The sequence below is a fragment of the Sphingomonas kaistensis genome (assembly GCF_011927725.1).
In the GTDB taxonomy this organism is placed as follows: domain Bacteria; phylum Pseudomonadota; class Alphaproteobacteria; order Sphingomonadales; family Sphingomonadaceae; genus Sphingomicrobium; species Sphingomicrobium kaistense.
Window position 1 is genome coordinate 2,066,729 of record NZ_JAATJC010000001.1, and the last position, 25,252, is coordinate 2,091,980.

General features: G+C 67.3%; 23 protein-coding genes and 2 tRNA genes. 12 read left to right on the top strand and 13 right to left on the bottom strand.

The features are described from left to right. Position 1: 1 nt before the first annotated feature. Positions 2-994 (bottom strand): lytic murein transglycosylase, encoded by a 993-nt coding sequence (locus GGQ97_RS10125; protein ID WP_245198167.1) that lies wholly within the window; start codon positions 992-994, stop codon positions 2-4. 281 nt (positions 995-1,275) lie between these two features. Here GGQ97_RS10125 and GGQ97_RS10130 point away from each other — a divergent pair. The 5 genes from GGQ97_RS10130 (at position 1,276) to GGQ97_RS10150 (ending at position 6,146) form a co-directional block, all read left to right on the top strand. Continuing rightward, positions 1,276-1,365 (top strand) — tRNA-Ser (locus GGQ97_RS10130). Further along, on the top strand, positions 1,325-2,476 hold the full coding sequence (locus GGQ97_RS10135; RefSeq protein WP_168069258.1) for a glycosyltransferase: 1,152 nt from the start codon (positions 1,325-1,327) through the stop codon (positions 2,474-2,476). Before GGQ97_RS10130 ends, GGQ97_RS10135 begins: the two co-directional genes overlap by 41 nt. Next, the gene (locus GGQ97_RS10140; RefSeq protein WP_168069260.1) at positions 2,473-3,588 is read left to right on the top strand and encodes a hypothetical protein; all 1,116 of its coding nucleotides are present in this window, start codon (positions 2,473-2,475) and stop codon (positions 3,586-3,588) included. The genes GGQ97_RS10135 and GGQ97_RS10140 overlap by 4 nt, the downstream gene beginning before the upstream one ends. Next, positions 3,585-4,919 carry a lipopolysaccharide biosynthesis protein gene (locus GGQ97_RS10145; RefSeq protein WP_168069262.1) on the top strand — a complete coding sequence of 445 codons (1,335 nt, stop codon included), beginning with the start codon at positions 3,585-3,587 and terminating at the stop codon, positions 4,917-4,919. The genes GGQ97_RS10140 and GGQ97_RS10145 overlap by 4 nt, the downstream gene beginning before the upstream one ends. A gap of 9 nt (positions 4,920-4,928) precedes the next feature. Beyond that, positions 4,929-6,146: an acyl-CoA dehydrogenase gene (locus tag GGQ97_RS10150; RefSeq protein ID WP_168069264.1), complete on the top strand. Its 1,218-nt coding sequence runs from the start codon at positions 4,929-4,931 to the stop codon at positions 6,144-6,146. A 57-nt stretch (positions 6,147-6,203) separates the two neighbouring features. Here GGQ97_RS10150 and GGQ97_RS10155 read toward each other — a convergent pair whose 3' ends face one another. From GGQ97_RS10155 to GGQ97_RS10180, 6 genes are all read right to left on the bottom strand, one after another. Further along, positions 6,204-6,872 (bottom strand): ATP-dependent Clp protease proteolytic subunit, encoded by a 669-nt coding sequence (locus tag GGQ97_RS10155; protein ID WP_342448553.1) that lies wholly within the window; start codon positions 6,870-6,872, stop codon positions 6,204-6,206. A gap of 46 nt (positions 6,873-6,918) precedes the next feature. Continuing rightward, entirely contained in the window at positions 6,919-8,148 is a 1,230-nt protein-coding gene (locus tag GGQ97_RS10160) for a glutamate-5-semialdehyde dehydrogenase (RefSeq protein ID WP_209022834.1), read from the bottom strand. Beyond that, positions 8,145-9,263 carry a glutamate 5-kinase gene (gene proB, locus GGQ97_RS10165; protein ID WP_168069268.1) on the bottom strand — a complete coding sequence of 373 codons (1,119 nt, stop codon included), beginning with the start codon at positions 9,261-9,263 and terminating at the stop codon, positions 8,145-8,147. The genes GGQ97_RS10160 and proB overlap by 4 nt, the downstream gene beginning before the upstream one ends. Continuing rightward, a complete protein-coding gene (locus GGQ97_RS10170; RefSeq protein WP_168069270.1) occupies positions 9,263-10,204 on the bottom strand; it encodes a glycosyltransferase family 2 protein in 942 nt (313 codons plus the stop codon). The genes proB and GGQ97_RS10170 overlap by 1 nt, the downstream gene beginning before the upstream one ends. Positions 10,205-10,308: 104 nt before the next feature. Further along, entirely contained in the window at positions 10,309-11,922 is a 1,614-nt protein-coding gene (gene tig / locus GGQ97_RS10175; protein ID WP_168069272.1) for a trigger factor, read from the bottom strand. Between the two features lie 60 nt (positions 11,923-11,982). Continuing rightward, positions 11,983-12,067, bottom strand: a tRNA-Leu gene (locus tag GGQ97_RS10180). A 109-nt stretch (positions 12,068-12,176) separates the two neighbouring features. Here GGQ97_RS10180 and GGQ97_RS10185 point away from each other — a divergent pair. Continuing rightward, entirely contained in the window at positions 12,177-12,401 is a 225-nt protein-coding gene (locus GGQ97_RS10185) for a hypothetical protein (RefSeq protein ID WP_168069274.1), read from the top strand. A gap of 44 nt (positions 12,402-12,445) precedes the next feature. Here the strand turns inward: GGQ97_RS10185 and GGQ97_RS10190 are convergent, their stop codons facing one another. From GGQ97_RS10190 to GGQ97_RS10205, 4 genes are read right to left on the bottom strand one after another with little or no spacing between them, the layout of a single operon-like run. Continuing rightward, positions 12,446-13,036: a phosphatase PAP2 family protein gene (locus tag GGQ97_RS10190; RefSeq protein WP_168069276.1), complete on the bottom strand. Its 591-nt coding sequence runs from the start codon at positions 13,034-13,036 to the stop codon at positions 12,446-12,448. A gap of 41 nt (positions 13,037-13,077) precedes the next feature. Then, positions 13,078-13,713 carry a hypothetical protein gene (locus tag GGQ97_RS10195; protein WP_168069278.1) on the bottom strand — a complete coding sequence of 212 codons (636 nt, stop codon included), beginning with the start codon at positions 13,711-13,713 and terminating at the stop codon, positions 13,078-13,080. 5 nt (positions 13,714-13,718) lie between these two features. Then, positions 13,719-14,927, bottom strand: coding sequence for a M48 family metallopeptidase (locus GGQ97_RS10200; RefSeq protein WP_168069279.1), 1,209 nt, complete (start codon positions 14,925-14,927; stop codon positions 13,719-13,721). Further along, positions 14,927-15,721: a hypothetical protein gene (locus GGQ97_RS10205; RefSeq protein WP_168069281.1), complete on the bottom strand. Its 795-nt coding sequence runs from the start codon at positions 15,719-15,721 to the stop codon at positions 14,927-14,929. Before GGQ97_RS10205 ends, GGQ97_RS10200 begins: the two co-directional genes overlap by 1 nt. A gap of 257 nt (positions 15,722-15,978) precedes the next feature. On the opposite strand from GGQ97_RS10205, the gene GGQ97_RS10210 reads away from it, so the two are divergent. The 4 genes from GGQ97_RS10210 (at position 15,979) to GGQ97_RS10225 (ending at position 18,764) form a co-directional block, all read left to right on the top strand. Further along, positions 15,979-16,650, top strand: a complete 672-nt coding sequence (locus GGQ97_RS10210; protein ID WP_168069283.1) for a DUF6975 family protein — start codon at positions 15,979-15,981, stop codon at positions 16,648-16,650. An 88-nt stretch (positions 16,651-16,738) separates the two neighbouring features. Further along, positions 16,739-16,996 (top strand): hypothetical protein, encoded by a 258-nt coding sequence (locus GGQ97_RS10215; protein ID WP_168069284.1) that lies wholly within the window; start codon positions 16,739-16,741, stop codon positions 16,994-16,996. Between the two features lie 50 nt (positions 16,997-17,046). Beyond that, positions 17,047-17,889: an AAA family ATPase gene (locus GGQ97_RS10220; RefSeq protein ID WP_168069286.1), complete on the top strand. Its 843-nt coding sequence runs from the start codon at positions 17,047-17,049 to the stop codon at positions 17,887-17,889. Further along, entirely contained in the window at positions 17,886-18,764 is an 879-nt protein-coding gene (locus GGQ97_RS10225; RefSeq protein ID WP_168069288.1) for a DUF817 domain-containing protein, read from the top strand. Before GGQ97_RS10220 ends, GGQ97_RS10225 begins: the two co-directional genes overlap by 4 nt. Here the strand turns inward: GGQ97_RS10225 and GGQ97_RS10230 are convergent. After that, positions 18,715-20,112, bottom strand: coding sequence for a methyl-accepting chemotaxis protein (locus tag GGQ97_RS10230; RefSeq protein WP_168069290.1), 1,398 nt, complete (start codon positions 20,110-20,112; stop codon positions 18,715-18,717). The genes GGQ97_RS10225 and GGQ97_RS10230 overlap by 50 nt on opposite strands. A gap of 142 nt (positions 20,113-20,254) precedes the next feature. Then, a complete protein-coding gene (locus GGQ97_RS10235; RefSeq protein ID WP_168069292.1) occupies positions 20,255-21,439 on the bottom strand; it encodes a hypothetical protein in 1,185 nt (394 codons plus the stop codon). 176 nt (positions 21,440-21,615) lie between these two features. Between GGQ97_RS10235 and GGQ97_RS10240 the strand changes: the two genes are divergently transcribed. Continuing rightward, on the top strand, positions 21,616-22,371 hold the full coding sequence (locus GGQ97_RS10240) for a peroxide stress protein YaaA (RefSeq protein WP_168069293.1): 756 nt from the start codon (positions 21,616-21,618) through the stop codon (positions 22,369-22,371). Between the two features lie 159 nt (positions 22,372-22,530). Beyond that, a complete protein-coding gene (gene gyrA / locus GGQ97_RS10245) occupies positions 22,531-25,239 on the top strand; it encodes a DNA gyrase subunit A (protein WP_168070966.1) in 2,709 nt (902 codons plus the stop codon). The last annotated feature ends 13 nt before the right edge of the window (positions 25,240-25,252 follow it).

Here is a 25,252-nt window from a genome sequence, read left to right on the forward strand (position 1 = left end):
CTTATCGCCCCGCCGCGATCCGATCGGCGAGAAGGCCGACCGACAGGGCGTAAAAGTTGGAGCAATTATAGTCGAGGATGGCGCGATAGTTGCCGGTCAGGAGATAAGCGGTCGCCCCCTGCCCGTCGGGCTCGATCAGGGTCGCCATTTCGCCGTCGGGGAGGCTCCGCCCGGTCGGCTGGACGCCGAGCTGACGCCATTCGCGAACGGTCAGCCAGCGGCTGTGGCGGCGGAACACCTGCGTGCAGCGCGGCGGCACGAGGCTGGACTGCAGCGAGGCGCGGTTGAGGGATGCAGGAACGGTGACCGGCACACCCCAGTGAATCCCGGGCTTCCAGCCGGCATCCTGGAGATAGGCGGCGATGGAGGCGAGGCCGTCCATCTCGCTGTTCCAGATGTTGGCGCTGCCGTCCCCGTCACCGTCGGTGGCGAGGCGCAGCACATTGGACGGCATGAACTGCGGAAAACCGGTGGCCCCGGCCCAGCTGCCCTTCAGCCGCGAGCGCGGGGTGCCGCGATCGACCAGGCGCAGGGCGGCGATGAACTCTTCCTCGAAGAAGGCGCGGCGGCGGCCTTCGTAGGCGAGCGTCGCAAGCACCTCCAGAAGGTCGAAATTGCCAGTGATCCGGCCGTAGCTGGTTTCATGGCCGAAGATCGCCATTACCACCTGCGGCTCGACCCCGAAGCGCTGTTCGAGCCAGGCGAGTTGCGGGGCGTAGGAGCGGAAGCGCGCAGCACCGCGGGTGATGAGATCGGTGGTGACGTGCTGCGCGCGATAGGGCGCGAAGGGCGGAATCACGCTGCTGTTAGGCGGCCCACCCGGCTGGGCCCGGTCGAGGGCGATGACCCGGGCATTTTGCTGCAGGTAGGGGATGACCGCGGCGATGGTGGCCTCGCGCACGCCGGCGGCGCGCGCTGCAACGGTCAGCCGCGACTTATAGGTCTCGAAGCCGGATGAGCGGACCACAGGCGCGGTCGAGACTGGCCGCAGCATCGGCTCAGGTCGAGGAGCGACCGGCACCGGGGCGGCTTGCGGCGGGGCCGTCGGCAGCGGGGCAAGCGGATCGCGCTCCTGCATGGCACTTGCCGGCGTCAGCGCCAGCGCGGCCAGACAGACAAGCGAACTGCTCCACCGAAACGCCACGTTGCCCTTGTCCTCCCCATGCATGCGACACCAACGCGCATCGTCCGATGCCGTTCAGACCGCCTTGCGCCAAGCCGTCCCAACGGTCTAGGCGGCGCAAGCTGAACGCGACCAAACCCGGGTTGGTACGTGGATGGGTGGCCGAGTGGTTTAAGGCAGCGGTCTTGAAAACCGCCGTGGGTGGAAGCTCACCGTGGGTTCGAATCCCACCCCATCCGCCAGTTCGCCCCTTCCCTTGCGCTTGCCCTCCGGCAGGGGTTCGGCCAGATGGCGGCAATGGGTGCGCCTGCCGTTTCCGTGCTGATCATCGTCCATAACCGCGCTCACACGATCGGCGCGGCGGTGCGCAGCGTCCTGAGGCAGACATTGCGCGATTACGAGCTGGTGGTGGTCGACGACGGCTCGACCGACGGCACCGCGGAGGTCGTGGCGAGCTTCAAGGATGCACGGCTGCGGCTGGTCAGGACCGCTCCCAACCAAGGCATTCCGCTGGCCCGCAACCGCGCGCTGGAGGAGGCGACCGGCAGGTATATCGCCTGGCTCGACAGTGACGACCTGTGTCATCCTGTCCGCTTGCGGGTGCAGTACGACTATCTCGAGCGGCATCCGCGCATCGACATGATCGGCAGCGCGGCCCGCAAGATCCGCGCCGACGGGACCCTGATGAAGGCCGGCCGGGTGCCGTTCCGATCCCATGAGGAGATCCGGGCCCTGCTGCTGTTCCGCTCCGCGTTCCAGCAGAGCAGCATCTTCGGCCGAGCCGAGGCGATCAAGGCAGTGCCCTACGACCCGGCCTTCCCGGTGTGCGAAGACGTCGACATGTTTGCTCGCTTCACCGACGATTATTGCGCCGAGAATCTGCCGCGGTTCCTGATCGCGCGGCGGATCCATGCCGGGCAGACCATCCGCAGCAATGTCGAGCGGATCATCGATCGCCAGATGATCATCAGCGCGCGCAAGCTGGCGCGGCTGGGGATGGCGCATGACGAGGCGGAACTGCGCAAGCACGTCATTCTTGGCGGGTCGTTCGGCAATCAGATCAGCGACGAGCTGATCGACTGGTCGGAATGCTGGTTCGAACGGATCTTCGCCGCGAACCGCCGCAACCATTGCTACGAGGAGTCGGCGCTGAACACGGTGTTCGACCTTATCGTGATGAAGGCTGCTCTTCGCCGGGTGATGAAGAATCCAAGCCGGATCGGGCGGCTGGCCCGGCTCGTCGCCCGCCACCCGAGCGGGCTGCTGGCGCTGGGCAAGGACGCGGCCCTGCCGCTGCTTCCGATCAAGGGCTGGCCTTCGGCGGCCGGCCTTCGCCCCTTGCTCAAGGCATGAGCAAAACCCGGCGCATCGCCTTCCTGTATGTGGGCGGCGTCCACCATGTCGCCCATACCCTGCCGGTTGCCGCTGCGCTGTCGCGGCACGAGGATGTGGAGGTCAGCGCCTTTTGCGCCGACGCTGCTGTGGAAGCGGAGGTGCGCGGATTGCTTGCGGACTTTCCGGACGCAAGGGTCGATGTGCGGCGACTGAAGCGTATTGGCCTGCTGGACCGGTTTGGCCGGCCGAGCCTCGCCAAGCTGCCGATGCTGTGGCGAAGCCGGGGATTGCTGCGAAGATTCGACGCGCTGGTGAGCGCGGAATGCACCACGATCGCGCTTCGCCGGATGGGCGTGACCCGGCCGCTGTTCTTCTGCCAGCCGCACGGGGCGGGCGACCGCGCGATCTCGTTCGAGCCGCGCTTTCGCCGGTTCGACCGGGTGTTGGTCGCCGGTCCGAAGTCGGCGCGGCGGATGGTGGACAATGGTGTCAGCCCGGACCGCGTCCGCCAGGTCGGTTACCCCAAGGCCGAATATCTGGCGGACCAGGCGCGCGCGGCGACCCGTCCGTTCGATAACGATCGTCCGACCGTCCTCTACAATCCGCATTTCCGGGCGGAGCTGTCGTCCCTGGCGCAGGCTCCGGCGATCGTCCGTGCGATCACGGCGGGGTGTGACGTCAATGTGATCGTCGCACCGCATATCCGCGCCTTCGAGAATGCGTCGGAGGAGGATCTGGACCGCTGGCGGTCGTTGGCAGTGCCCGGGCGGGTCTTGGTCGACACCGGCTCGCCGCGAATGATCGACATGAGCCATGTTGCGGTGGCCGATCTCTACCTCGGTGACGTCTCGAGCCAGGTTTATGAATTTCTGCTTCTGAAGCCCCGCCCCTGCCTGTTCATCAATGCCCATGGGGTGCGCTGGAGCGGCGATCCCGATTACGCCTTCTGGCGGCTTGGCGAGGTGGTCGCACCCGCCGACGTGGTCCCCGGGATCAGAACGGCCCTGGGCGACCCCGATCGTTTCGTCGAAGCGCAGCGGGCAGCGGTCGCCGAGACGTTCGGTAGCCTGAAGGGTTCGGCGGACCGCTCGGCGGCGGCGATCCTCGCGAGCTTCGGGGAGCCGCGATGAGGCGCTGGTTCGACGACAGCTCGATGCGCTCGATCCTGCGCAACACCTCGCTGCTGGGCGTGTCGAAAGGCGCCGCGGCGATCGCCAGCCTTGCCGTCCTCGCCCTTGCGGCGCGGGATCTCGGCCCGACAGGGGTCGGGTTCCTGCTGCTGGTGCACAGCTATGCGATGGCGGCGAGCAGCCTCACGCATTTCCAGTCGTGGCAGGTGATCGTCCGCTACGGCAGCCGCCCGCTGGAAGAAGGCGATCCCGAGCCGTTCCGCCGGGCGGTGTCCTTCGCTCTCGGTCTCGACCTGCTGACCGGGATCGGCGGAATGCTGCTGGCGATGGCGCTGCTGCCGTTGCTGGCGGGATGGTTCGGCATTCCGGACGAGCTGCGCACCCCCGCCCTCCTCTACTGCCTGCTGATTCCGACCATGGCCTCGGGCGCAGCCAACGGCGTGCTGCGCGCGCTCGACCGGTTCGATCTGATCGCCTGGCAGTCACCGATCGACGCTTATGTCCGGCTTGCGCTGGTGACCGCCGCCTACGTCACGAAGCAGGATCTGATCGTTTATCTGGTGATCTGGGCGGCGACCGACCTGCTCGGCGACCTTTACCTGTGGAGCGCCGCGATCCGTGAGCTGCGGCGTCGCGGGCTCCTCAAGGGGCTTCGGCCGAGCATCCGGGCACAAGGCCTCGAGGGCGGCTGGCGGTTCGCCTTCACGGTCAACCTCACCGCGTCGGTCAACAGTGCCTGGGGACCGGTTGCGCGGCTGCTGGTCGGCGGCCTGCTGAGCCCCGCCGCGACCGGCCTCTACCGGGTCGCCAGCAGCCTGATCGACGCGGTGCAGAGCCCGATCGACTTGATGGCCAAGGCGGTCCACCCCGAACTGATGCGGCACGACCCCGCCTCCGCCCACCCCTGGCGGCTGATGCTGCGGACGATGGCGCTCGGGACGGTGGTGGCGGTGTTGGCATGGGTCGTGATCGGTGTCTTCGGCGCGCGGTTGATAACCTTGCTGTTCGGCCCCGAATTCACCCCGGCCGCTCCCCTGTTGACGGTGCTGCTGATGCTTCCGGTGATCGCAACCCTCGCCTTCCCGATGCCGGCGATGTTCTACAGCCTCGGCCGGCCCGCCGGTCCGCTGGTCGCCAATATCATCGGCGCGCTGGTGTTCGTCGGGAGCCTGCCGTTCCTTGCCGCTAGCCATGGCCTGGTCGGGGCCGGTGCGGCCATCGTGGTCGGGCGGCTGACCTCCCTGCTTACCATGGGAATATTGCTGACGTCGCTCTACCGCGGGCGACCGCGGGCAAACGGCGGGGTGGAAGCCGAGAGCCAGCTCGGCTAAGGCGCGGCCATGCTCAAGACCCCTGATCCCGCCCTCGCCCACGAGCCCAGGCTCAAGCCTTTTGACTGGTCCGATCCGTTCGGCCTCGACGAGCAGCTGACCGAGGACGAGCGCCTCGTCCGCGACACCGCCGAGGGCTATGCGCAGGAGAAACTGCAGCCGCGGGTCACGGAAGCCTATCTCGACGAGAAGTTCGACCGCGAGATCCTGCGCGAGATGGGCCAGCTCGGCCTGCTCGGCGCGACCATCCCGCAGGCCTACGGCGGCGCCGGGCTCGGCTACGTCAGCTACGGGCTGATCAGCCGCGCGGTGGAGCGGGTGGACTCGGGCTATCGCTCGGCGATGAGCGTCCAAAGCTCGCTCGTCATGTACCCGATCTTTGCCTACGGGTCCGAGGAACAGCGCCACAAGTATCTGCCCGGACTGGCGTCGGGCGAACTGGTCGGCTGCTTCGGCCTGACCGAGCCGGATGCCGGATCGGACCCGGGCGGCATGCGTACCACCGCCAAGAAGACCGCCACCGGCTATTCGCTGTCGGGCGCCAAGATGTGGATCACCAACAGCCCCATCGCCGACGTCTTCGTCGTGTGGGCCAAGTCCGAAGCGCATGGCGGCAAGATCCGCGGCTTCGTGCTGGAAAAGGGCATGGCGGGGCTCACTGCGCCCGCGGTCAAGCAGAAGCTTTCGCTCCGCGCGTCGATCACCGGCGAGATCGTGATGGACGGGGTGGAAGTCGGCGAAGACGCGCTGCTTCCCAACGTCGAGGGGCTGAAGGGCCCGTTCGGCTGCCTCAATCGTGCGCGTTACGGGATCGGCTGGGGTGCGATGGGTGCGGCCGAGGCCTGCTTCCACGCCGCGCGGCAGTACACGCTCGACCGCCACCAGTTCGGGCGGCCGCTGGCGGCAACCCAGCTGGTGCAGCTCAAGCTCGCCAACATGGTGACCGAGATCACGCTTGGCCTTCAGGCTGCGCTGCGGGTCGGGCGGCGGCTGGAGGACGGCGAGCTCATTCCCGAGACGATCAGCCTCATCAAGCGCAACAATGTCGGCAAGGCGCTCGACATCGCCCGGATCGCCCGCGACATGCACGGCGGCAACGGGATCAGCGCCGAATATCAGGTCATCCGCCATGCGCTGAACCTGGAAACGGTCAACACCTATGAAGGCACGCACGACGTCCATGCGCTGATCCTCGGCCGGGCGATCACCGGCCTCAGCGCCTTCTAGGCAAACAAAAAGGGCGGCCCACGAGCCGCCCTTTTCATTTCCGATAAGTGCCTCGGCTTATTCCGGCGCGCCGCCCGAACCCATGCCGAGCTGCTCCATGTCGGCCGCGTCGGGACGCTTGTCGAACACGGCGTCGATCAGGCCGAACGCCCTGGCTTCGTCGGCTTCGAGGAAGCTGTCGCGGTCCATCGCCTTCTCGATCGCCTCGAGCTCCTTGCCGGTATATTTGGCATAAAGGCTGTTGAGGCGGGTGCGCATGCGCAGGATTTCACGCGCCTGGATCTCGATGTCCGACGCCATGCCCTGTGCGCCGCCCGACGGCTGGTGGACCATGATCCGGCTGTTGGTCAGCGCGACGCGCATCCCCGGCTCACCGGCGGCAAGCAGGAAGCTGCCCATCGAGGCGGCCTGGCCGATGCAGACGGTGCCGACGCGGGGGCGGATGTATTGCATCGTGTCGTGGATCGCGAGGCCGCTGGTGACGACGCCGCCCGGCGAGTTGATGTACATGAAGATGTCCTTCTTCGGGTTCTCGGACTCGAGGAAGAGCAGCTGGGCCACGATCAGCGAGGACATGTGATCCTCGATCGGGCCGGTGATGAAGACGATTCGCTCGCGCAGCAGCCGCGAATAGATGTCGAAGCTGCGCTCGCCCCGGTTCGACTGTTCGATGACGATGGGAACGAGGCCGGAGACGATGTCTTGATGGTCGGGCAAGTGACTTATCCTGTCGTTTGGTGTGGTGACTACATCGGCGGGTGGCGAGACAAGTTCAAGGCCGCACCTGCCCGTTGCCGCGAACCACATATTTGAAGCTGGTGAGCTGTTCGGGACCGACCGGGCCGCGGGCATGAAGCTTGCCGGTGGCGATGCCGATCTCGGCCCCGAAACCGAACTCGCCGCCATCGGCGAACTGGGTCGAGGCGTTCCACAGCACGATCGCGCTGTCGACCGCGGCGAGAAAGGCCTCCGCCGTTCCGGCATCCTCGGTGACGATCGCCTCGGTGTGCCCAGTGCCGTAGCGTGCGATATGGGAAGCCGCTTCCTGCCAGTTGCGTACGGTGCGAATGCTGAGAACAGGCGCGAGATATTCGGTGCGCCAGTCCTCCTCGCGCGCAGGGAGCATCGGGACGATCGCCGCAGCTTCGGCATCGCCGCGCAATTCGCACCCGTTCAGCGAATCAGCGATGGCCGGGAGCATGGGCAGGGCCGCGCGGTCGATCAGCAGGGTTTCGGTCGATCCGCATACCGACACCCGGCGCAGCTTGGCATTGCGGACGATGGCGGCGGCCATGGCGGGGTCGGCGGCGGCATGGACATAGGTGTGGCAGACGCCTTCCAGGTGACCGAGCACCGGGACCCGCGCTTCGGCCTGGACGCGCTCGACCAGGCTTCGCCCGCCGCGCGGGATCAGCAGGTCGAGGGTGCCGCCAAGTCCGGACAGCAGGGCGCCCACCGCGGCGCGGTCGCCGGTGGGGACGATCTGCACAGCGCAGGCAGGCAAGCCTGCCGCTTCGAGCCCTTCCGCCAGCGCGGCATGAATTGCCCGGCTGCTTGCCAGGCAGTCGGAGCCGGGGCGGAGGATGACGGCATTGCCCGACCGCACGCAGATGGCGGCAGCATCGGCGGTGACGTTCGGCCGCGCCTCGTAGATCATGCCGATGACACCGACCGGCGTGCGCACCCGGGCGATGTCGAGGCCGTTCGGGCGCTGCCACCGAGCCATTTCAGCGCCGACCGGGTCGGGCAGCGCGGCAACCGAATCGAGCCCGGCAGCGATCGCCTCGACCCGCTCGGAATCGAGCATCAGCCGGTCATGATGGCGCGTGGCGGCGGCGAGGTCGGCCGCGTTGGCGGCGAGCACGGCACCGGCATGGGCGCGGAGGGCGGTAGCCATCGCGCGGATGGCGGCTGTGCGCTGGTCGGCGGTGGCGCCGCGCAGCGCTTCGGCCCCAGACCGGGCGGCACGGCCCATCGCCAGCATGGTCTCGTCGATGGTCATCCCAGCACCAGGTCGTCACGGTGGATCAGCGCGTCGCCGCGAGAATAGCCGAGCCGGCCCGCAATCTCCCTCCCCTTAGCGCCGATCAGCCGCACCGCTTCCTCCGCATCGTAGCGACTGAGGCCACGGGCGACCTCCCGCCCCTCCCCGTCCTGCACCGCGACGCAATCTCCGCGGGAGAAGGCGCCGTCGACCGCAAGCACGCCCGCGGGGAGCAGGCTGCCACCGTCGCCGAGCGCCTTCACGGCGCCGGGATCGATCCGCAGCGTGCCCAGCGGCGCCAGCGTTCCCGCAATCCAGCTTTTGTAGGCGCGGACCGGGTTGCCTTGCGCGTCAATGTGGGTGCCGCGCGCTTCGCCACCGATCAGCCGGGCCAGCGGCCGTTCGCCCGCGCCGCTGCCGATCAGGGTCGCGCATCCGGCGGCCGCGGCGATGCGAGCGGCCTCCAGCTTGGTCCGCATGCCACCGGTGCCCGGGCCGGAACGGTCGCTGCCACCTGCAAGCGCCATGATCTCGGGGGTGAGCGCGCTCACCTCCGCGATGTGCGTGGCGTCGCGGTCGAGGCGCGGGTCGGCGGTGTAGAGGCCGTCGACATCGCTCAACAGCACCAGCAGCTCGGCGCCGGCAAGCTGTGCCACCCGCGCCGACAACCGGTCATTGTCGCCGACCCGGAGCTCGGCGGTGGCGGTGCTGTCATTCTCGTTGATGACCGGTACCGCGCCGGCCTTGAGCAAGGCGGCAAGCGTCCCACGCGCGTTGAGAAAAGCGCGGCGGTCCTCGGTGTCGGCTGCGGTCAGCAGCAGTTGCGCGGTGACCAGGCCGAGCGGTGCAAAGGCCTCGGCCCAGGCCTGCATCAGCAGGGGCTGCCCGGTAGCGGCGGCGGCCTGCTTCTGGTCGAGCCGTTGCGAGCGGGAAAGACCAAGCCTGCCGCGCCCCAGCGCCACCGCGCCCGAACTGACGACGATCACCTCGCTGCCTTGCGCCCGTAAATGGCCGACATCGCCGGCAAGGTCGGCAAGGAAGCGGGCTCGCGGCCCCTGCCCATCGGTCACCAGCGAGGAGCCCAGTTTGACGACCAGGCGACGGGGCAGCCGCCGGAGGGGCGGCGCGGTCATCAGCGCTCGCTGCCGGGTGCCGGCTGGGCGAGATAGGCGAGCCGGCGAAGCTCCCTGCGACCGTGGGTCACGGTGTCGAGGATCAGTCCGGCAAGGAACGACAACACTGCGACGATGCCGAGGCCGGTGATCAGGATGGCGGTCGGGAAGCGCGGCACCAGCCCGGTGTCGAGGTAGGTGAGGACCAGCGGGACCGCGAGGATCAGTGCGGCCACCACCAGCAGCGCGCCGACCGAGCCGAAGAACAGCCACGGCCGCTCGGTCCGGAACAGGTTGAGCATCACCTTGAGGATGCGCCAACCATCGCGGAAGGTGCTGAGCTTGGACGCCGATCCTTCGGGCCGGGCGCCATAAGCGGTGGCGAGCTCTCCTACCGGCATGCGCAATTCCAGCGCGTGGATGCTCATCTCGGTTTCGATCTCGAACCCGGAAGACAGGACCGGGAAGCTCTTCACGAAGCGGCGGGAGAACACCCGGTAACCCGAGAAGACGTCGGTGAAGCTGCGCGCGAAGAGAAAGCTCAGCAAGCCGGTGAACAGTCGATTCCCGAGCACGTGGCCGCCCCGGTAGGCGTCCTTGGCATTGTGCTGGCGGGTGCCGACGACCATGTCGAGCTGTTCGCTCAAGGCCATTTCGACCATCGCCGGCGCGGCGGCGGGATCGTAGGTGAGGTCGCCGTCGGCCATCACGTAGATGTCGGCCTCGATGTCCGCGAACATGCGGCGGACGACATTGCCCTTGCCCTGCTGGCGCTCGGTACGGACCACGGCACCGGCCGCCCGCGCGACTTCCACCGTGCGGTCGCGGCTGTTGTTGTCGTAAACGTAGATGGTGGCACCCGGAAGCGCGGCGCGGAAGCCGGCCACGGTCGGACCGATGGCGGCTTCCTCGTTGTAGCAGGGCAGCAGCACGGCAATGCGTGGGCTGTGCTCAGCGCTCATTATTCCCCCATCGGTCATCCCGGTCCCGATCCGGAATCCACCATTGTCCGGTGGGAAGGATCAGAGGTGGTGCACCCCGGGTCAAGCCCGGGGTGCCCAAAACCTCAGGCCGAGGCCTTCTTCGACTTCTTGGCCGGAGCCTTGGCGCCGGCGCCGTCCTTGACCGGCTCGGCGGGAACGGGCGTCGCCGCTTCGGCCTCGACCGCGCCCTTGGCGGCCTTGGCCTTCTTCGCGGCGGGCTTCACCTCGGCAGCAGTCTCGACGGCCTCGGCGGCGGGAGCGTCTTCGGTGGCGGCAGCCTTCTTGCCCTTGGCAGCCTTCTTGGGCTTGGCCGGCGCAGCCTCGTGGGCATGGTCGTGACCGCAGCCAGGACCGTGGACGTGGCCTTCCTCGGCCTCGAGGTCAGCCTCGATCTCGGCGCGGGTCGCGGCGCGATCGGTGATCTCGGCCTTGGTGAAGAGGAAGTCGACAACCTTGTCCTCGTACAGGGGCGCGCGCAGCTGGGCGGCGGCCATCGGCTCCTGCTGGATATACTGGATGAAGCGCTCGCGGTCGGCCGGCTGATACTGCTGCGCAGCCTGCGCGATCAGGCGGTTCATCTCCTGGTTGGTAACCTCGACGCCATTATTCTGGCCGATCTCGCTGAGCAGAAGCCCGAGGCGCACGCGGCGCTCGGCGATCTTGCGATATTCGTCCTTGTCGTTCTCGATCTCGGCCTTGGCGGCTTCCGGGTCGGCCTCGTGACCGGCCTCATGCTCGAGCTGGGCGATGATGTTGGCGAACTCAGCTTCCACCATCGACGGCGGCACTTCGAAGTCGTGCGCAGCGGCCAGCTGGTCGAGCAGGCGGCGCTTCATGTGGGTGCGGGTCAGGCCGTTCAGCTCCTGGCTCTGCTGGTCGCGCAGCAGGCCCTTGAGCTGGTCGAGGCTCTCGAGGCCGAGGGTCTTGGCGAAATCGTCGTCGATCTTGGTTTCGCCGGCGACCTTCACCGCGGTGACCTTGACGTCGAAGGTCGCGGGCTGGCCCTTGAGGTTCTCGGCCGGATAATCGTCCGGGAAAGTGACGTTGAGCGTGCGCTCCTCGCCGACCTTGGCGCCGATCAACTGGTCCTCGAAGCCCGGGATCAGGGTGCCGGAGCCGATTTCGACCGCCATGTCGGTGCCGGTGCCGCCCTCGAAGGCAACGCCGTCCGAAGTCTTGCCGACAAAGTCGAGCACGACCTGGTCGCCGCTCGCCGCCTTCTTGCCCTTCGGCGCATCCTCGAACCGCTTGGCGTTCGAGGCGAACTGGCCGACCTGCGCGTCGACGGCGCTTTCGTCGGCCTCGGCCGTCAGGCGCTCGAGCTTGAGGCCTTCGATCTGCGGCGTCGGGATCTGCGGCAGGGTCTCGAGACGGATGGTGACCTCGGCGTCCTTGCCTGCTTCATAGCCGTCCTTGAGCTCGATCGACGGCTGCATCGCGGGGCGCAGGCCCTGCTCGCTCATCAGCTTCTGCACGCCTTCCTGGATGGTCGTGTTGAGCGCGTCCTGATGGAGCGCGTCGCCGTGCATCTTGCGGATGAGGTTGGCCGGAACCTTGCCGGGGCGGAAGCCGGGCATCTTGATCTGCGGCGCGATCCGCTTGACCTCGCCAGCGATCCGCTTGTCGATCTCGGCTGCCGTGAAGGTCAGCGTGTAGGCCCGCTTCAGGCCCTCGTTCTCGATCTCGACATGCTGCATGGTGACAAGAAATCCCGGATTATCGGTTGAAAGGTCGTGCGCCCTCGGTCGGGCGGAAACTGGTGCGGGCGAAGGGACTCGAACCCCCACATCTTGCGATACTGGTACCTAAAACCAGCGCGTCTACCAATTCCGCCACGCCCGCGCGAGCGTTCAGGGGCGGCCCTATAGCAGCGTTGGGGGTTGGGGCAAGACATTGGGGCGGAAGGGCGACCGGTCCGGACCCAAGCACCCGCTCCGGACGTTCCTATCCCATGCAACAGCTTCCCCCCTTCCCCGACGACGCCCCCGGTTTCGAGCCGGGCGCCCCCGAACCCAGCGAACCCGGGCAGCCTGCCCCGCCCGCCCAGCCGAGCGAGCCGGGTCAGCCGACCCCGGCCCCGCAGGAGGAGCCGCCCGCCCAGGCGCCGATCGACGTCCCCTCGCCGAGCGCGCCTGGAACCGAAACCCCGACCACACCGATCTCACCGATCGCCTGACCTGCTGACCGTCGCCCTGGCCAGTGCCGGGGCGATGGCGGCGTCTAAATCTTGCTTGCCTTGGTAATCACGGCATCGACGAGCAGTTCGGCAGCGATGCCGATCACCGCGCCGGCGACGACATCTGAGATGTAATGACGTGAGCGGACAACTTGCGCCGCGCCGGTCAGCGTGCCCAGAGCGAAGGCTGGCCAGCGCGCGCCGGGATGGTCGCGGCCGACTGCCATCGCCACCGCCACTGCGCCTGCCGTATGGCCTGACGGAAAGCTGTTGAAGTCGCTTTCCTGCCGCTCGCCTTCCCGCAGCACATAGTCCCCGCGACGGGCTGCGGCCTCGGGCCGAGTCCGGTCGACCATCGCCTTGACCACGCCGCGAAGCGCGGTGGCCAGAAGATGCGCAGCCAGAATGCGGGTCCCCGTCCGCCAGGTCGGCCCGTCGCGCAGCACGACCGCGGTCGCCAGCACGCCGGCCGCCGCGGCGTAGAGCGGCTCCTGGTCCGAAAGCTCGGCCACCGCGCCAAGCGCCTTCACCGCTGCATCCTCTGCGTAAGGGACGAGCGCGTCGGCGACGGCGGTGTCGACATCTTCGGCAGGAACGACCGGCTCGATGTCGGGCAAATTTTTCAATTGGGTCACGCCACGCTCAACGGCGCGGCAGGTGACAATGTTGCACGGGTCTATCTGCGGCGCACCGCGCTTCGAACCATCGCTTCGTAGTCAGGCAGTGCTTGTGCGTAATAATGGGCGCGCGCGGCATCGAGCAGGACCAGGTACAGACGACCGTCGATCACCGCGCCGACCGCCCTGCCCTTGCGCCACACCTCGTCGCCGTCGAGATGCTCGAAATCGAACTGGAAGCCGTTGGTGCCGAGGAAGGTGCGCGGCGCAAGGCCCAGGGTCCTGAATTCGACCGATCCGCCCTCGACCCGGAACAACGTCTCGAGCAGGCTGGCGACTTCCGGCGCGGTCATGGTGGAGCGGAACCGCGGGACCTGGCGGTCGGCCTTATACTCCTGCCAGATCAGGCGCTTGTTGTCGGGCAGCCCGGTGACGAAGGTGACACCGTCGAGATAGGGTCCGTTGAGCGTCCAGTCCTCGACCCAGCGCACGTCGGTGAAGGACAGGCCGCCCTGCCGGTTCCATTCACGCGGTGAAGTCACGCTCATCGCGCCCGACCCGACATTGTAGACCTGGCCCGCCCGAACGAGGCCGTAGGGGCTGAGGCCGACCCCGCCTCCACCGACCGAACTGCAGGCCGCGAGGGACAGTGCAAGGGTGCCGCCGAGTGCGAGTTTGGTGATGCTCTTGCGCATGGAGGTCAGCCCTGGATCATCTGGCGCACGAACGGCGCATCGGGGGCGCCTGGCGCCATGGTGAGATAGCGCGACAAGGCGGTCCGCCCTTCCGCCACCCTGCCCTGCTTCATGAGCATGACGCCATGCCAGCGCCACGCGTCGGCCGGCGCGTCGGGATAGGTCACGGCCTGGGCATAATTGAGTGCCGCCGCCTGCTGGTTCTGCACGCCCTCGCGCAGGCGGTGAACCTCGCCCCGGTAAAAGAGCAAGGTTCCGTTCCAACCGTCGCGGGCGAGCGTCTCGACGATGTACTGGCTGGCGCCGGGATCGTTGAGCCGGACCTGGTCGTCAAACAGGCTGGCGCGGATCGGCGCCAACGCCTTGAGATAGCGATCGCGACCGCGGTCGTAGCTGCGGCCCGGCACGGTCAGTTCCTGCGCCGACAGGGCCAGATCCTTGAGCCGCTCGCGCGGGGCCGGATGGGTGGCGAACAGAGAATAGCCGCGATCGACCCGCTTGCGACGTTCCTTGGCCGACCATTCGAGCTCGGTGATCAGCTGATCCCAGGTCTCGGACATCGACAGCGGGGCATAGCCGGCGTCGGCGATAAGCTTGACCCCCAGCGCGTCGGACTCGGCCTCCAGCTGGCGGCTGTAGCGGAACAAGGTGAGGATGGTGCCGAGTTCGGCCAGCCGGACCAGGTCGCCGGTGTAGGTGCCGGTGACCCCGCCCGCCATTCCCGCCGCCATCGCCAGCCCGGCGAAGATGTTGGTCTTGCGCTTCATGTCGCGCCAGCTTCGGATCTGATGGCGAAGCAGGAAGTGGCTGCTTTCGTGGGCGATGACGCCGGCCAACTGCGCCTCGTCGCGCATGCGCAGAAGCAGGCCGGAGAAGAAGACGGTGAACCCGGTCGGGAACATCATCGCGTTGAATTCAGGCACCCGCGCGAGATAGATGCGCATGTCCTTGGCCGCCGGACCGCCGACCTTGCCGATCAGCCCCTGCAGATAGCTGTTGAGCGCCGGGTCGCGGATCAGGAGATTGGAGCCAGCGACCTCCTCCTCGACCCGCTCCATCTGCTGCCACAGGCCCTTCTCGTCGGTGTCGACGGGGCGATAGCCGGGACCGATCAGCGGCTTGAGGCTGTTGGGGCTGATCCGTGCGGAGCCGGGCGCCGCTACCAGTGCAGCGCCGGCCCCGGCCAGCATCGCGCGGCGCCTAAGCCCGCTCATCACTTCTTCTCCGGAGCGGTGCGAGCAGCGGCGCTTTGCGCCCGGCGCACGTCGCGGCCAGGCTTCATCCGGCCGAGCAGGCGGTCCACCAGCTGGGCCGCGCCCTCGGGTTTGCGGAGGTCGCCCATCTTGATCCCCGCCACCTGGGTTCCGGCCTGGACCACGTTGAACCACACCACCTCGCCGGTGCGCAGGTCGACCAGGCTGGCGTAGGCGCTCTGCCCTCCCCCGCCGATGTTGGGGGCGCAGAAACCGATAAAGCAGCCGGCGATGCCGACGACCTGCATCGCCACCCGTCCGCTGTCGGCGAAACTGTCCTCGGCATGCATGAACAGGGCGTAGTCATACCCCGTCGCCTGCCCGAGCCGGACCGCATCCGAACCGAGGGTGTAATCGAGACCGCGCCCGCGCTTGGTCGGCAGTTCGTAGCCGGCGAACTTGTGCAACGCGATCGAGCTTCCGACCGCATTGTGAAGGCGCTCTAGCTCGGCGACCGTGTCGGCCGACACGCCGGGAATCGAATCGCGGCGATCCATGATCGTCGTCTGACCGCCGCGGCCGGCCTGCTGGGCCCTCAGCGCGGTGACCAGATTGGCACGCGCCGCTTCGGTCCAGTCGGCGCGCGGCTCGGTCAGCCCGCCGGCCTTGACCGACCCGACCGTCACGTCGGGGCGCATCACCAGCAGCTTGTAATTGCCCTGCGGCGGCGTGAACTGGAGATCCGCGATCTGCCGGGTCTGGACGCAGGCCGACAGGCTGAGGGACAAGGCGCCGAGCGCCAGGACGGACCGCATTCGACTCATTCCCGCGAAACCTCTCCTCGGCTGCCCATCGGCAACGACGAAATGACCTATGTTTCAGATAGTTGAAGCGATTTTGCGCTAAGTCAATGGCACTTGCCGGGTGATGACCACCGTCCCGCCGGGGGACGCTTTGCCAATCCTCGCGACTTCCTTAAGGCGCCGCTAACCCTGTCTTTACGCGGCTTGGTATAGCTTGCTCCACTATGACGCGTTCTCAGATTTTCTGGGTACGCAGGGAGGGGACAAGAATGGCGCAATCGGGAGTGGTTCGGCAGATGGGTTCGGCGGTTGCCGAGGCTCATGCCGCCCGCCTCGGCGCAGCGGGGAGTTTCACCCACGCCCATGCCGCGGACCTCGCCGGGCCGCTCGCGCCCTATCGTGCCCGTGACCTCGACGATTTCGTGCATCTCCTGTGCGCGGTCTATGGCCGCCAGCCGACGGTGATCGAACTGGCGCTCGGAAGCGCGCCCGCGGCACCGGTCCGGGCCTGGCTCGAAAGCGCTTCGTCCGCCTTCGAGCGCGAGCGGCTGTACCTCGTCCGGCTGACTTCGGCCGTTGGCCCGATCCCGAGCACTCCGGGCGCGGCCGAGACCGAGGCGGCGCTGCTGGCCCAGCGCCATGCGCTGGAAACGCTCGCACGATCGGAACGCAGCGGCTGCGCGCTGGGCGCTGCGACCGCCCTGGTCGCCGACTGGGCGGCGCTTCGCCCCCTGCTCGACAAGGTCGCGGCGCGGGTAGGAGTGGAGGTGCCCCCTTGCGCCCTGCCCAGCGAGGCCAAGATCGCCGACGCGCTGGAATGCGGAGCGGCCACGGTCGCCGCGGAACGCGCGATCCGGTTCGGTGCGGAGCAATTGCTGCTCCAGCAGCGCGCCCTGTTCGACCTGCTCGAAGCCCGCAGCGAGGCGCGCGAGGACGTCTGAACGGTTCGGCGCATCGGCGCGAGAATCCCCTTGCCCGCCTGTGCCGGATAGGGGAATGATGAGCTAATCTTAACAAAGGTTAGTTTTCATGCGTCGATCACCTTTCCTCCTCGGCTTGCTGCTGCTGCCTGCCGCCCCTGCCCTCGCGCAGTCCGCGCCGGCGGCGCCCGCCATTCAACCCAAGGTCGAGGCGCCCGCCGAGAGGAAGATCTGCCGCCGCGAGGAAGGCGTCGGGTCGCGACTCAATCGCAAGGTCTGCCTGACCCGCGAACAATGGGCCGGCAGGGCAAGGGCGGAAGCAGCCGCCCGCGATCGCAACGGCGACCCGTCGGAGTCCGAGGACTAAGCCCGCGAGCCGACTTGCACGGGCCCCGGCGGCCTCATACTGCCGTCGCCATGCGCTTTTCCGGAACCTCCGACTATGTCGCGACCGATGACCTGCGGGTCGCGGTCAATGCGGCCGTCACCCTTCGCCGGCCACTGCTGGTCAAGGGTGAGCCCGGCACTGGCAAGACCGTGCTCGCCCACGAGATCGCCAAGGCGCTCGGCGCCCCGCTGATCGAGTGGCACGTCAAGTCGACGACCCGCGCCCACCAGGGCTTGTATGAATATGACGCGGTGGCCCGGCTGCGCGACGGCCAGCTCGGCGAGGAGCGGGTCCACGACATCCGCAACTACATCAAGCGCGGCAAATTGTGGGAAGCCTTCACCGCCCCCAAGCTGCCGGTGCTGCTGATCGACGAGATCGACAAGGCCGACATCGAGTTTCCGAACGACCTCCTGCAGGAGCTCGATCGGATGGAATTCCACGTCTACGAGACGGGCGAGACGGTGAAGGCCGTCGAACGGCCAATCGTGGTGATCACCTCGAACAACGAAAAGGAGCTGCCGGACGCCTTCCTGCGCCGCTGCTTCTTCCATTACATCGCCTTCCCCGACCGCGTGACGATGGAGCGGATCGTCGAGGTCCACTTCCCCGGCCTCAGCAAGATCCTGCTGGGCAAGGCGCTCGACCTGTTCTTCGACGTCCGCGACGTGCCGGGGATCAAGAAGAAGCCGTCGACCAGCGAATTGCTCGATTGGCTGAAGCTGCTGCTCCACGAGGACATGCCGCTCGAGGTGCTTCAGGATCGCGACCCGACCAAGGCCATTCCGCCGCTCCACGGTGCGCTGCTCAAGAACGAGCAGGACGTCATGCTGTTCGAGCGGCTCGCCTTCATGGCCCGCCGCAAGGGTTGAGTTCACCGCCCAGCCGGTTCGGATGGGTCCGCCTGCGGCTGGAGGCGGCCAGCGTCGGTTCGCGGCCCAGGCGGCTGTTGTTCGAGTTTCTGTTGTTCGGCCTCAAGCAGGGCTGGGCGTGCCTGTTCGGCGGCGCGATGCTGGCGCTGCTGCTTGCGACGCACCTGTTCTACCCGCCCGGCGCGCCCATCGCGCGCTACGACTTCCTGACGCTCTGCGGGTTGGCCATCCAGGCCGCGATGCTGGCGTTCCGCCTCGAAAGCTGGGGCGAAGCCAGGGTCATCCTCGCCTTTCACCTCGCCGGCACGGTGATGGAATTGTTCAAGACCGCACACGGCTCGTGGCTCTATCCGGAGCCGGCCCTGCTCAAGATCGGCGCGGTGCCGCTTTTTTCGGGATTCATGTACGCCGCGGTGGGAAGCTACATCGCCCGGATCTGGCGCATCTTCCACTTCCGGTTCGACCATTACCCACCACAATGGACTGCGGCGGTCCTTGCCGCCGTGATCTATGTGAACTTCTTCGCCCACCACTGGCTGCCCGACATCCGGATCGGCCTGTTTGCCGTGACCGCCGCACTTTTCTGGCGGACGAGGGTGAGGTTCACGGCCTACCGGCAGGAGCGGTCGATGCCGCTCCTTCTCGGCTGGGCGCTGGTCGCCCTGTTCATCTGGTTCGCCGAGAACATCGGCACCTTTTCCAACGCCTGGCTCTATCCCCAGCAGCGGTCGGGCTGGAGCATGGTCAGCCCGGCCAAGTTCGGAAGCTGGTACCTGCTGATGATCCTGTCGTTCGTGCTGGTCAGCAGCGTCCAGCGCAAGCGGCTCACTCTTCCCGGTACGCCAGCTCGAAATTACCCCAGCGGCGGCCGTTGACAAACAGCGGCACGAAGACGTTCTTCACCGGATAGGACTTGTCGCCCAGCTCCATGCGATAGGTCATCAGCATCGCCGGCTTGTCGCTTTCGATCGCGGCGCGGGTCTGTTCGTCCATGAAGATGCGGCGGTTGCGGCAGTTGGCGTCGTTCCACACCGGATCGGGCCCCGGCTCGTTGCACCGTTCCGACAGGTGCGTCGGAAGGAAGCCGTCGACATTGGTGATGGCGGACCCCAGGATCCGCGCATCCTTGAGCTTGTAGCGATCGAGCAGCGGACGGATGTGCTGGTCGGCAAAGTCGCAGAACTGGTTGTCGTACTGGACCGGGTTGCGACCGGGGATCGGCACATATTGGCGGTCGAAGATCTGGTCCATCGTGATGATACCTTCGCGCACGCCGCGCTCGGCCACCTCGGCGATCGCCCGCATGGCATCCTGGGCAAGGATGATCATCGGCGTGTCGTCGATCTCGGCGCCGCTGTTGGCAAGCGTGTCGAGCATGGTCGCCGACAGCATCTCCAGCTTGGCCAGGCGCTGCTGCGTGACGCCCAGCGCGCCGCCATTGTCGCGGGCATCCTCGGCGAAGTCGGTCAGGCTCGCCTTGACCCGGTCGACGCTGTTCTGGATCAGGCTGGTCGAATGGGCGATACCCTCGGTCTGGCGGTCGACCATGCCGACGATCTCGCTGACTTCGCGAACGGTTTCGTGGATCTGGCCGAAGCCCTTCTGCGCGGCTCGGCTGCGCTCGACGCCGGTCTTGATCTCGCTGGTGACGGCGCCTGCCTCGCGGGTCAATTCGCTGATCGTGAGGCCGATCTGGCTGGTCGCCGCGCGGGTGTCGTGGGCGAGCTTCTTCACCTCGGCCGCGACCACCGCGAAGCTGCGCCCGGCATCCCCTGCCCGCGCCGCCTCGATCGTGGCGTTGAGCGCCAGCATGTTGGTCTTGCGGGCGATCCCCTCGATCGTTGAGGAGACGCTCTGGACCTGGCTCATCGCGAGCGCGAAGCCGGCCATCCGGTCCCCCAGCTCGACCACCAGTTCGGTCAGCCCCTTGAAGCCGGCGATGGTCTGTTCGATCGCCTCGCGGCCGGCTTCCAGCTTGGCCTTGGCCTGCTCTGAAAGGAGGCGCGCTTCATCGGTCGAATCCGACACGCGGGCCTGGTCGGCCAGCAGGCGGGTGGTGACTTCCTCCAGCCCGTCGAGCGTCTTGAGGTGGGCCCCGATGCTCTTGGACACGTCACTGACATAGCCGGCAACGTCCGAGCATTCGATCGACAGCGAACCGCAGCTGCGCGCCACGGTACGGATCGCGTCTTCGGTAACCTGTTCCAGACCCGCGGTAGCCATGCATTCTCCGAACGTGAGACTTCGTCCGCATCGGAAGTAGGCGAGAGGCTTTACCGTTCAGTTAACCAGTGCCGGAAGGAACAAGGGGTCCCCGCCGCCTGGCAGGAACCCCTCGAACGTCATCAGTCGGTCCTGACGGGTGTCAGGCCGCCGACTGCACGTAGACGAGCCACATCTGGGCGATCGCGGCACGCTGGCCCTTCACCGCGTTGAGGGCGGCGGTGGCACCGGCCTTGTCGCCCGAGCGGGCCAGCGCGATGCCGAGGCGAAGGTTGGCGAGATCGGCGCCTGCTCCACCCTTGGCCGCGTCGGCACGATAGGCGGCGGCGGCCTTCGCATAGTCGCCGCGACCGAGGTAGACGTCGCCATTGGGGGCGCTCTTGTCGCCGGCGCTGCGGGTGACCGCGCTGCTGTAAAGGTCGCGCCACATCGGCTTGCTCTTGTCCAGCTTGCCGGCCGCGAACGCCTCGTCGAGCACGGCCTTGGCCTCGGCGGGGAGACCGCGGGTCATCAGCGCGTCGACATAGGGGTAATAGTCGCCCTCGCCTTCAAGGCTGCTGGTCGCACGTTGGAGCCGGAACAGGTCGACCTTGTCGGGGGCGGCAAAGGCGCTCGACTGCTCGGTGACCTTGATCGCCGTCCGCCACGTCTTGGCAGACGGAGCCGCCTTGAGCTGGGCAACCGCGAGATCGCGGGCGACCGGCAGCTTGGCGGTATAGGCGATCCCGAACATCTGATCGGCCACGTTCTGGTCGTAGGGCTTGCCGGCGGCTGCCCACAGCGCTTGCGCCTTCTGGATCGAGGCAACGGCTTCGGCCGGACGCTTCTGACGGTTCAGGCTGAGGCCGTAGATGTAATGCGCTTCGCCGTCGTTCGGGTTCAGCTGGACGGCCTGCTGCGCGCGGGTCGTGGACAGCGCCGCCATGGCAGGGTCGGTCGCGCCCTTGTTGAAGCTGAGTTTGGCCGACAGGAGGGTCAGGTTGGCGAGCTCGTCGCCAGTCGCGATGCCGGTCCCGATGACACCTTCGATCCCGGTCAACAGCGCGTCATTGTTCTTGGCTGCGGCCAGCGAAGCGAGCTGGAGCCGGTAGGCGAAATAGCGATCGGTCGGGGTCTTGGCTGCGGCAACCGCAGCAGCGCCGAGCGCCGGAATGTCGGCGGTACGCTTTTCCTTGGTGGCCTTCTCCAGCGCGGCCAGCGCAGGCTGGGCTTCCTTGGAGACCGTCACCTTCGGTGCGGCGGCAGGCTTCTGCGCGGTGGCCACGGTCGGGGCGGCCACGGCGGTCATCAGAAGGGCGGCGATCAGCGCCCGGGACTTGGTCGACATCAAGAAGCTACTCCCTGGTTTCGAAATGCAAGCAACTGGCCGTCCTGTAGACGCCTGCCGCTGCGCTCGCCAGCCTCAAGCCGATTCTGCGTGAACCTTGATTGAACCGTTGCTTTTGAAGGAGTTAGCAGCCGGTATGGACGGATGCCCCTGCGCTTTGCTAGCCGCCCTCCCCTGTGATCATCCTCCTTTCCCCCGCCAAGACCCTCGATTTCGCCACTCCCTTCGAGGAGGAGGCGACCACGCCGCGCTTTGAACGCGAGGCGGCCAGCATCGCGCGCGCTGCCGCGAAGCTCGGTCCGGCCGACCTGGCGGGGCTGATGCACATCTCCGACAAGCTCGCAGAGCTCAACGCCACGCGCTTCAAGACCTTCCGCAAGGCCGAGCAGCGGCCCGCGATCCGCGCCTTCGCCGGCGACGTCTATCGCGGCTTCGACGCGGCCAGCGCGGACGAGGAAACGATCGCCTTTGCGCAGGACCACCTGCGAATCCTGTCAGGGCTCTACGGCGTGCTCCGCCCGCTCGATGCGATGCGGCCCTATCGGCTGGAAATGGGCACCGGCTGGAGCCCGAGCGGCGGCAAGCTGGTCGAGCATTGGGGCCGCAAGGTCGCCCGCGCGGTGCTGGATGACCTCAAGAGCGATTGCTCGGGCCTGCTGATGAACCTTGCCAGCAACGAATATTTTGCCGTGGTGCAGCCCTTCCTGCCCCGGAAGGGCGTGACCCTGGTCAGCCCCGACTTTCGGGTCCGGACCGCCAAGGGTCTGCAGTTCCAGAGCTTCACCGCCAAGGTCGCCCGCGGCACCATGGCCCGCTGGCTGTGCGAGGAAAGGATCGCCGACCGCGAGGCGGTGGAGGGCTTCAACCGCGACGGCTGGAAGCATGCTGCGGAAGGCAGCACGGCGGCGCGTCCGCTGTTTGTCCGCGACTAGGGCGGCGCGCGAGGAAACCCTCGCGCGTACACGCGCGCGCTGCTAGGCAGTTGCATACAACGATAAACACAAGCCTGAGGTTGTTTCTTGGCCACTGAAGCCCCGGCGGGCACCCCGCCTTCGAGCGACGCGATTCTGCCCATCTCCATCGTCGAGGAGATGAAGACCAGCTATCTCGACTATGCGATGAGCGTCATCGTCAGCCGCGCGCTGCCCGACGTGCGCGACGGGCTGAAGCCGGTCCACCGGCGCATCCTTTATTCGGCCAGCGAGAACGGATTCGTCTACAACCGGCCCTACCGCAAGTCGGCCCGCATCGTCGGCGACGTGATCGGTAAATACCACCCGCACGGCGACACCGCGATCTACGACGCGCTGGCCCGGATGACCCAGGACTGGTCGATGCGGGTGCCGCTGATCGACGGCCAGGGCAACTTCGGCTCGATGGATCCCGATCCGCCCGCCGCCATGCGCTACACCGAGGCGCGGCTGGCCAAGGTCGCGGGCTTCCTGCTCGACGACCTCGACAAGGACACGGTCAACTTCCAGCCCAACTACGACGCGTCCGAGCGCGAGCCGCAGGTCCTTCCGGCGCGCTTTCCCAACCTGCTGGTCAACGGCGCCGGCGGGATCGCGGTCGGCATGGCAACCAATATTCCGCCCCACAACCTCGGCGAAGTGATCAACGCCTGCCGCGCCTACATCGACGATCCCGCGGTGACGTCCGAGCAGTTGATGGAGCATGTGAAGGGGCCCGACTTCCCGACCGGTGCCATCATCCTCGGCACCGCCGGGATCCGCTCGGCCTACACCGCCGGGCGCGGCTCGGTGGTGGTGCGCTCGCGCTACAAGATCGAGGAAGGCCGGGGCGATCGCAAGTCGATCGTGCTCACCGAAATCCCCTACCAGCAAGGCAAGAATGCGCTGGTCGAGAAGATCGCCGAAGCCGCCAAGGAAAAGCGGATCGAGGGCGTATCCGACATCCGCGACGAATCGAACCGCGAGGGCGTCCGGGTCGTCATCGAACTGAAGCGCGACGCGACCCCCGAAGTGGTGCTGAACCAGCTCTGGCGGCATACCCCGGCGCAGGGCTCCTTCCCCTGCAACATGCTGGCGATCCGCGGCGGCCGGCCCGAAACGCTGGCGCTGCGCGACATCATCGAGAGCTTCATCAAGTTCCGCGAGGAAGTCATCACCCGCCGCTCGAAGTTCGAGCTGATGAAGGCGCGCGACCGGGCCCACATCCTGCTCGGGCTGGTGGTTGCAGTCACTAACCTCGACGAGGTGGTGCGGATCATCCGCGGCTCCGCTTCTCCCGCCGAGGCGCGCGAGGCGCTGCTTTCGCGCGACTGGCCGGGCGACGAGATCCGCCCCTACATCCGTCTGGTCGAAGCGGTCGAGGCCCATGCGGTCGGCGCCGACTATCGCCTCAGCGAAACGCAGGTGAAGGCGATCCTCGACCTGCGCCTCCATCGCCTCACCGCGCTCGGCCGTGACGAGATCGGCAACGAGCTCGAGGGGCTGGCGACGATCATCACCGACCTTCTCGAGATTCTCGGCAACCGCGTCCGCCTCTACGAGGTGATGCGCGAGGAGCTGGACGAGGTCGACCGCGAATTCTCCACCCCGCGCAAGACTGAGCTGGCGGCGGCGTTCGACGGGATCGACGACGAGGATCTGATCGAGCGTGAGGACATGGTCGTGACGGTGACCATGACCGGCTACATCAAGCGCACCGCTTTGTCGGTGTTCCGCGAGCAGAAGCGCGGCGGCAAGGGCCGTTCCGGCATCGCCACCAAGGACGAGGATGCGGTCACCAACCTGTTCGTGACATCGACCCACAATCCGGTGCTGTTCTTCTCCAACCTCGGCCGGGTCTACCGGATGAAGGTATGGCGCCTGCCCGAGGGCGGACCGACCGCCAAGGGCCGGCCGATGATCAACCTCCTGCCGTTGCAGGCAGGCGAGGTGATCACCACCGTCCTGCCGCTGCCCGAGGACGAGGAAAGCTGGGGCGCGCTGCACCTGATGTTCGCCACCGCCCATGGCGCGGTCCGCCGCAACAGCATGGACGCGTTCAAGAACATCCCCACCGCCGGCAAGATCGCGATGAAGTTCGGGATCGCCGACGAGGGCGAGGAAGAGGATGCGACCGACCGCCTGGTCGGCGTCGCATTGTGCAGCGAAGGGGACGACGTCCTGCTTGCCACCCGCAACGGCAAGGCGATCCGCTTCATGTCGACCGCGATCCGCGAATTCCAGTCGCGTTCGTCGACCGGCGTACGCGGAGTCCGGCTGCTCGGGGACGACGAGGTCATGTCGATGTCGATCCTGCGCCGCGTCGGCACCGAAGCGGAAGAGCGCGAAGCCTATCTGCGCAGCCCGCGCTGGCGCGACAACATCGGCGCCGAAGGGCTCGACGAGGAGCGCTACAACTTCATCGCCGACAATGAGCAGTTCATCCTGACCGTCACCGAAAACGGCTTCGGCAAGCGTACCAGCGCCTACGAATATCGCCGTACCGGCCGCGGTGGGCAGGGTATCACCAACATCGACACTTCGGAACGCAACGGCCAGGTTGTGGCGAGCTTCCCGGTCAAGCCGGGCGAGCAGATCATGCTTGCGACCGATCAGGGCAAGATGATCCGCACCACCGTCGGATCGATCCGGATTGCCGGCCGCAACACGCAGGGCGTGATGATCTTCCGCGTCGGTTCGGCCGAGCATGTGGTCTCGGTCGCGCGCATCGACGAGGAAGACGAGGTCGAGGTCGAAGTCGCCGACGGTGAGATCGCGCCCGACGATGGCGCCAGCACCGGCGAGCAGGAGCTCGACAAGCCGGTCGACCCGGGCATCCGCGAGGAGTGATCGAAGGGGAGCG

Excerpts from the sequence above, each read along its gene's own strand:
- GGQ97_RS10125 (WP_245198167.1), bottom strand. The coding sequence starts at position 994 with ATGCTGCGGCCAGTCTCGACCGCGCCTGTGGTCCGCTCATCCGGCTTC.
- GGQ97_RS10220 (WP_168069286.1), top strand. The coding sequence starts at position 17,047 with ATGCGCTTTTCCGGAACCTCCGACTATGTCGCGACCGATGACCTGCGG.
- GGQ97_RS10145 (WP_168069262.1), top strand. The coding sequence starts at position 3,585 with ATGAGGCGCTGGTTCGACGACAGCTCGATGCGCTCGATCCTGCGCAAC.
- GGQ97_RS10215 (WP_168069284.1), top strand. The coding sequence starts at position 16,739 with ATGCGTCGATCACCTTTCCTCCTCGGCTTGCTGCTGCTGCCTGCCGCC.
- GGQ97_RS10170 (WP_168069270.1), bottom strand. The coding sequence starts at position 10,204 with ATGAGCGCTGAGCACAGCCCACGCATTGCCGTGCTGCTGCCCTGCTAC.
- GGQ97_RS10150 (WP_168069264.1), top strand. The coding sequence starts at position 4,929 with ATGCTCAAGACCCCTGATCCCGCCCTCGCCCACGAGCCCAGGCTCAAG.
- GGQ97_RS10230 (WP_168069290.1), bottom strand. The coding sequence starts at position 20,112 with ATGGCTACCGCGGGTCTGGAACAGGTTACCGAAGACGCGATCCGTACC.
- proB (WP_168069268.1), bottom strand. The coding sequence starts at position 9,263 with ATGACCGCGCCGCCCCTCCGGCGGCTGCCCCGTCGCCTGGTCGTCAAA.
- GGQ97_RS10140 (WP_168069260.1), top strand. The coding sequence starts at position 2,473 with ATGAGCAAAACCCGGCGCATCGCCTTCCTGTATGTGGGCGGCGTCCAC.
- GGQ97_RS10185 (WP_168069274.1), top strand. The coding sequence starts at position 12,177 with ATGCAACAGCTTCCCCCCTTCCCCGACGACGCCCCCGGTTTCGAGCCG.
- GGQ97_RS10160 (WP_209022834.1), bottom strand. The coding sequence starts at position 8,148 with ATGACCATCGACGAGACCATGCTGGCGATGGGCCGTGCCGCCCGGTCT.
- GGQ97_RS10195 (WP_168069278.1), bottom strand. The coding sequence starts at position 13,713 with ATGCGCAAGAGCATCACCAAACTCGCACTCGGCGGCACCCTTGCACTG.
- GGQ97_RS10200 (WP_168069279.1), bottom strand. The coding sequence starts at position 14,927 with ATGAGCGGGCTTAGGCGCCGCGCGATGCTGGCCGGGGCCGGCGCTGCA.
- GGQ97_RS10235 (WP_168069292.1), bottom strand. The coding sequence starts at position 21,439 with ATGTCGACCAAGTCCCGGGCGCTGATCGCCGCCCTTCTGATGACCGCC.
- GGQ97_RS10205 (WP_168069281.1), bottom strand. The coding sequence starts at position 15,721 with ATGCGGTCCGTCCTGGCGCTCGGCGCCTTGTCCCTCAGCCTGTCGGCC.
- tig (WP_168069272.1), bottom strand. The coding sequence starts at position 11,922 with ATGCAGCATGTCGAGATCGAGAACGAGGGCCTGAAGCGGGCCTACACG.
- gyrA (WP_168070966.1), top strand. The coding sequence starts at position 22,531 with ATGAAGACCAGCTATCTCGACTATGCGATGAGCGTCATCGTCAGCCGC.
- GGQ97_RS10210 (WP_168069283.1), top strand. The coding sequence starts at position 15,979 with ATGGCGCAATCGGGAGTGGTTCGGCAGATGGGTTCGGCGGTTGCCGAG.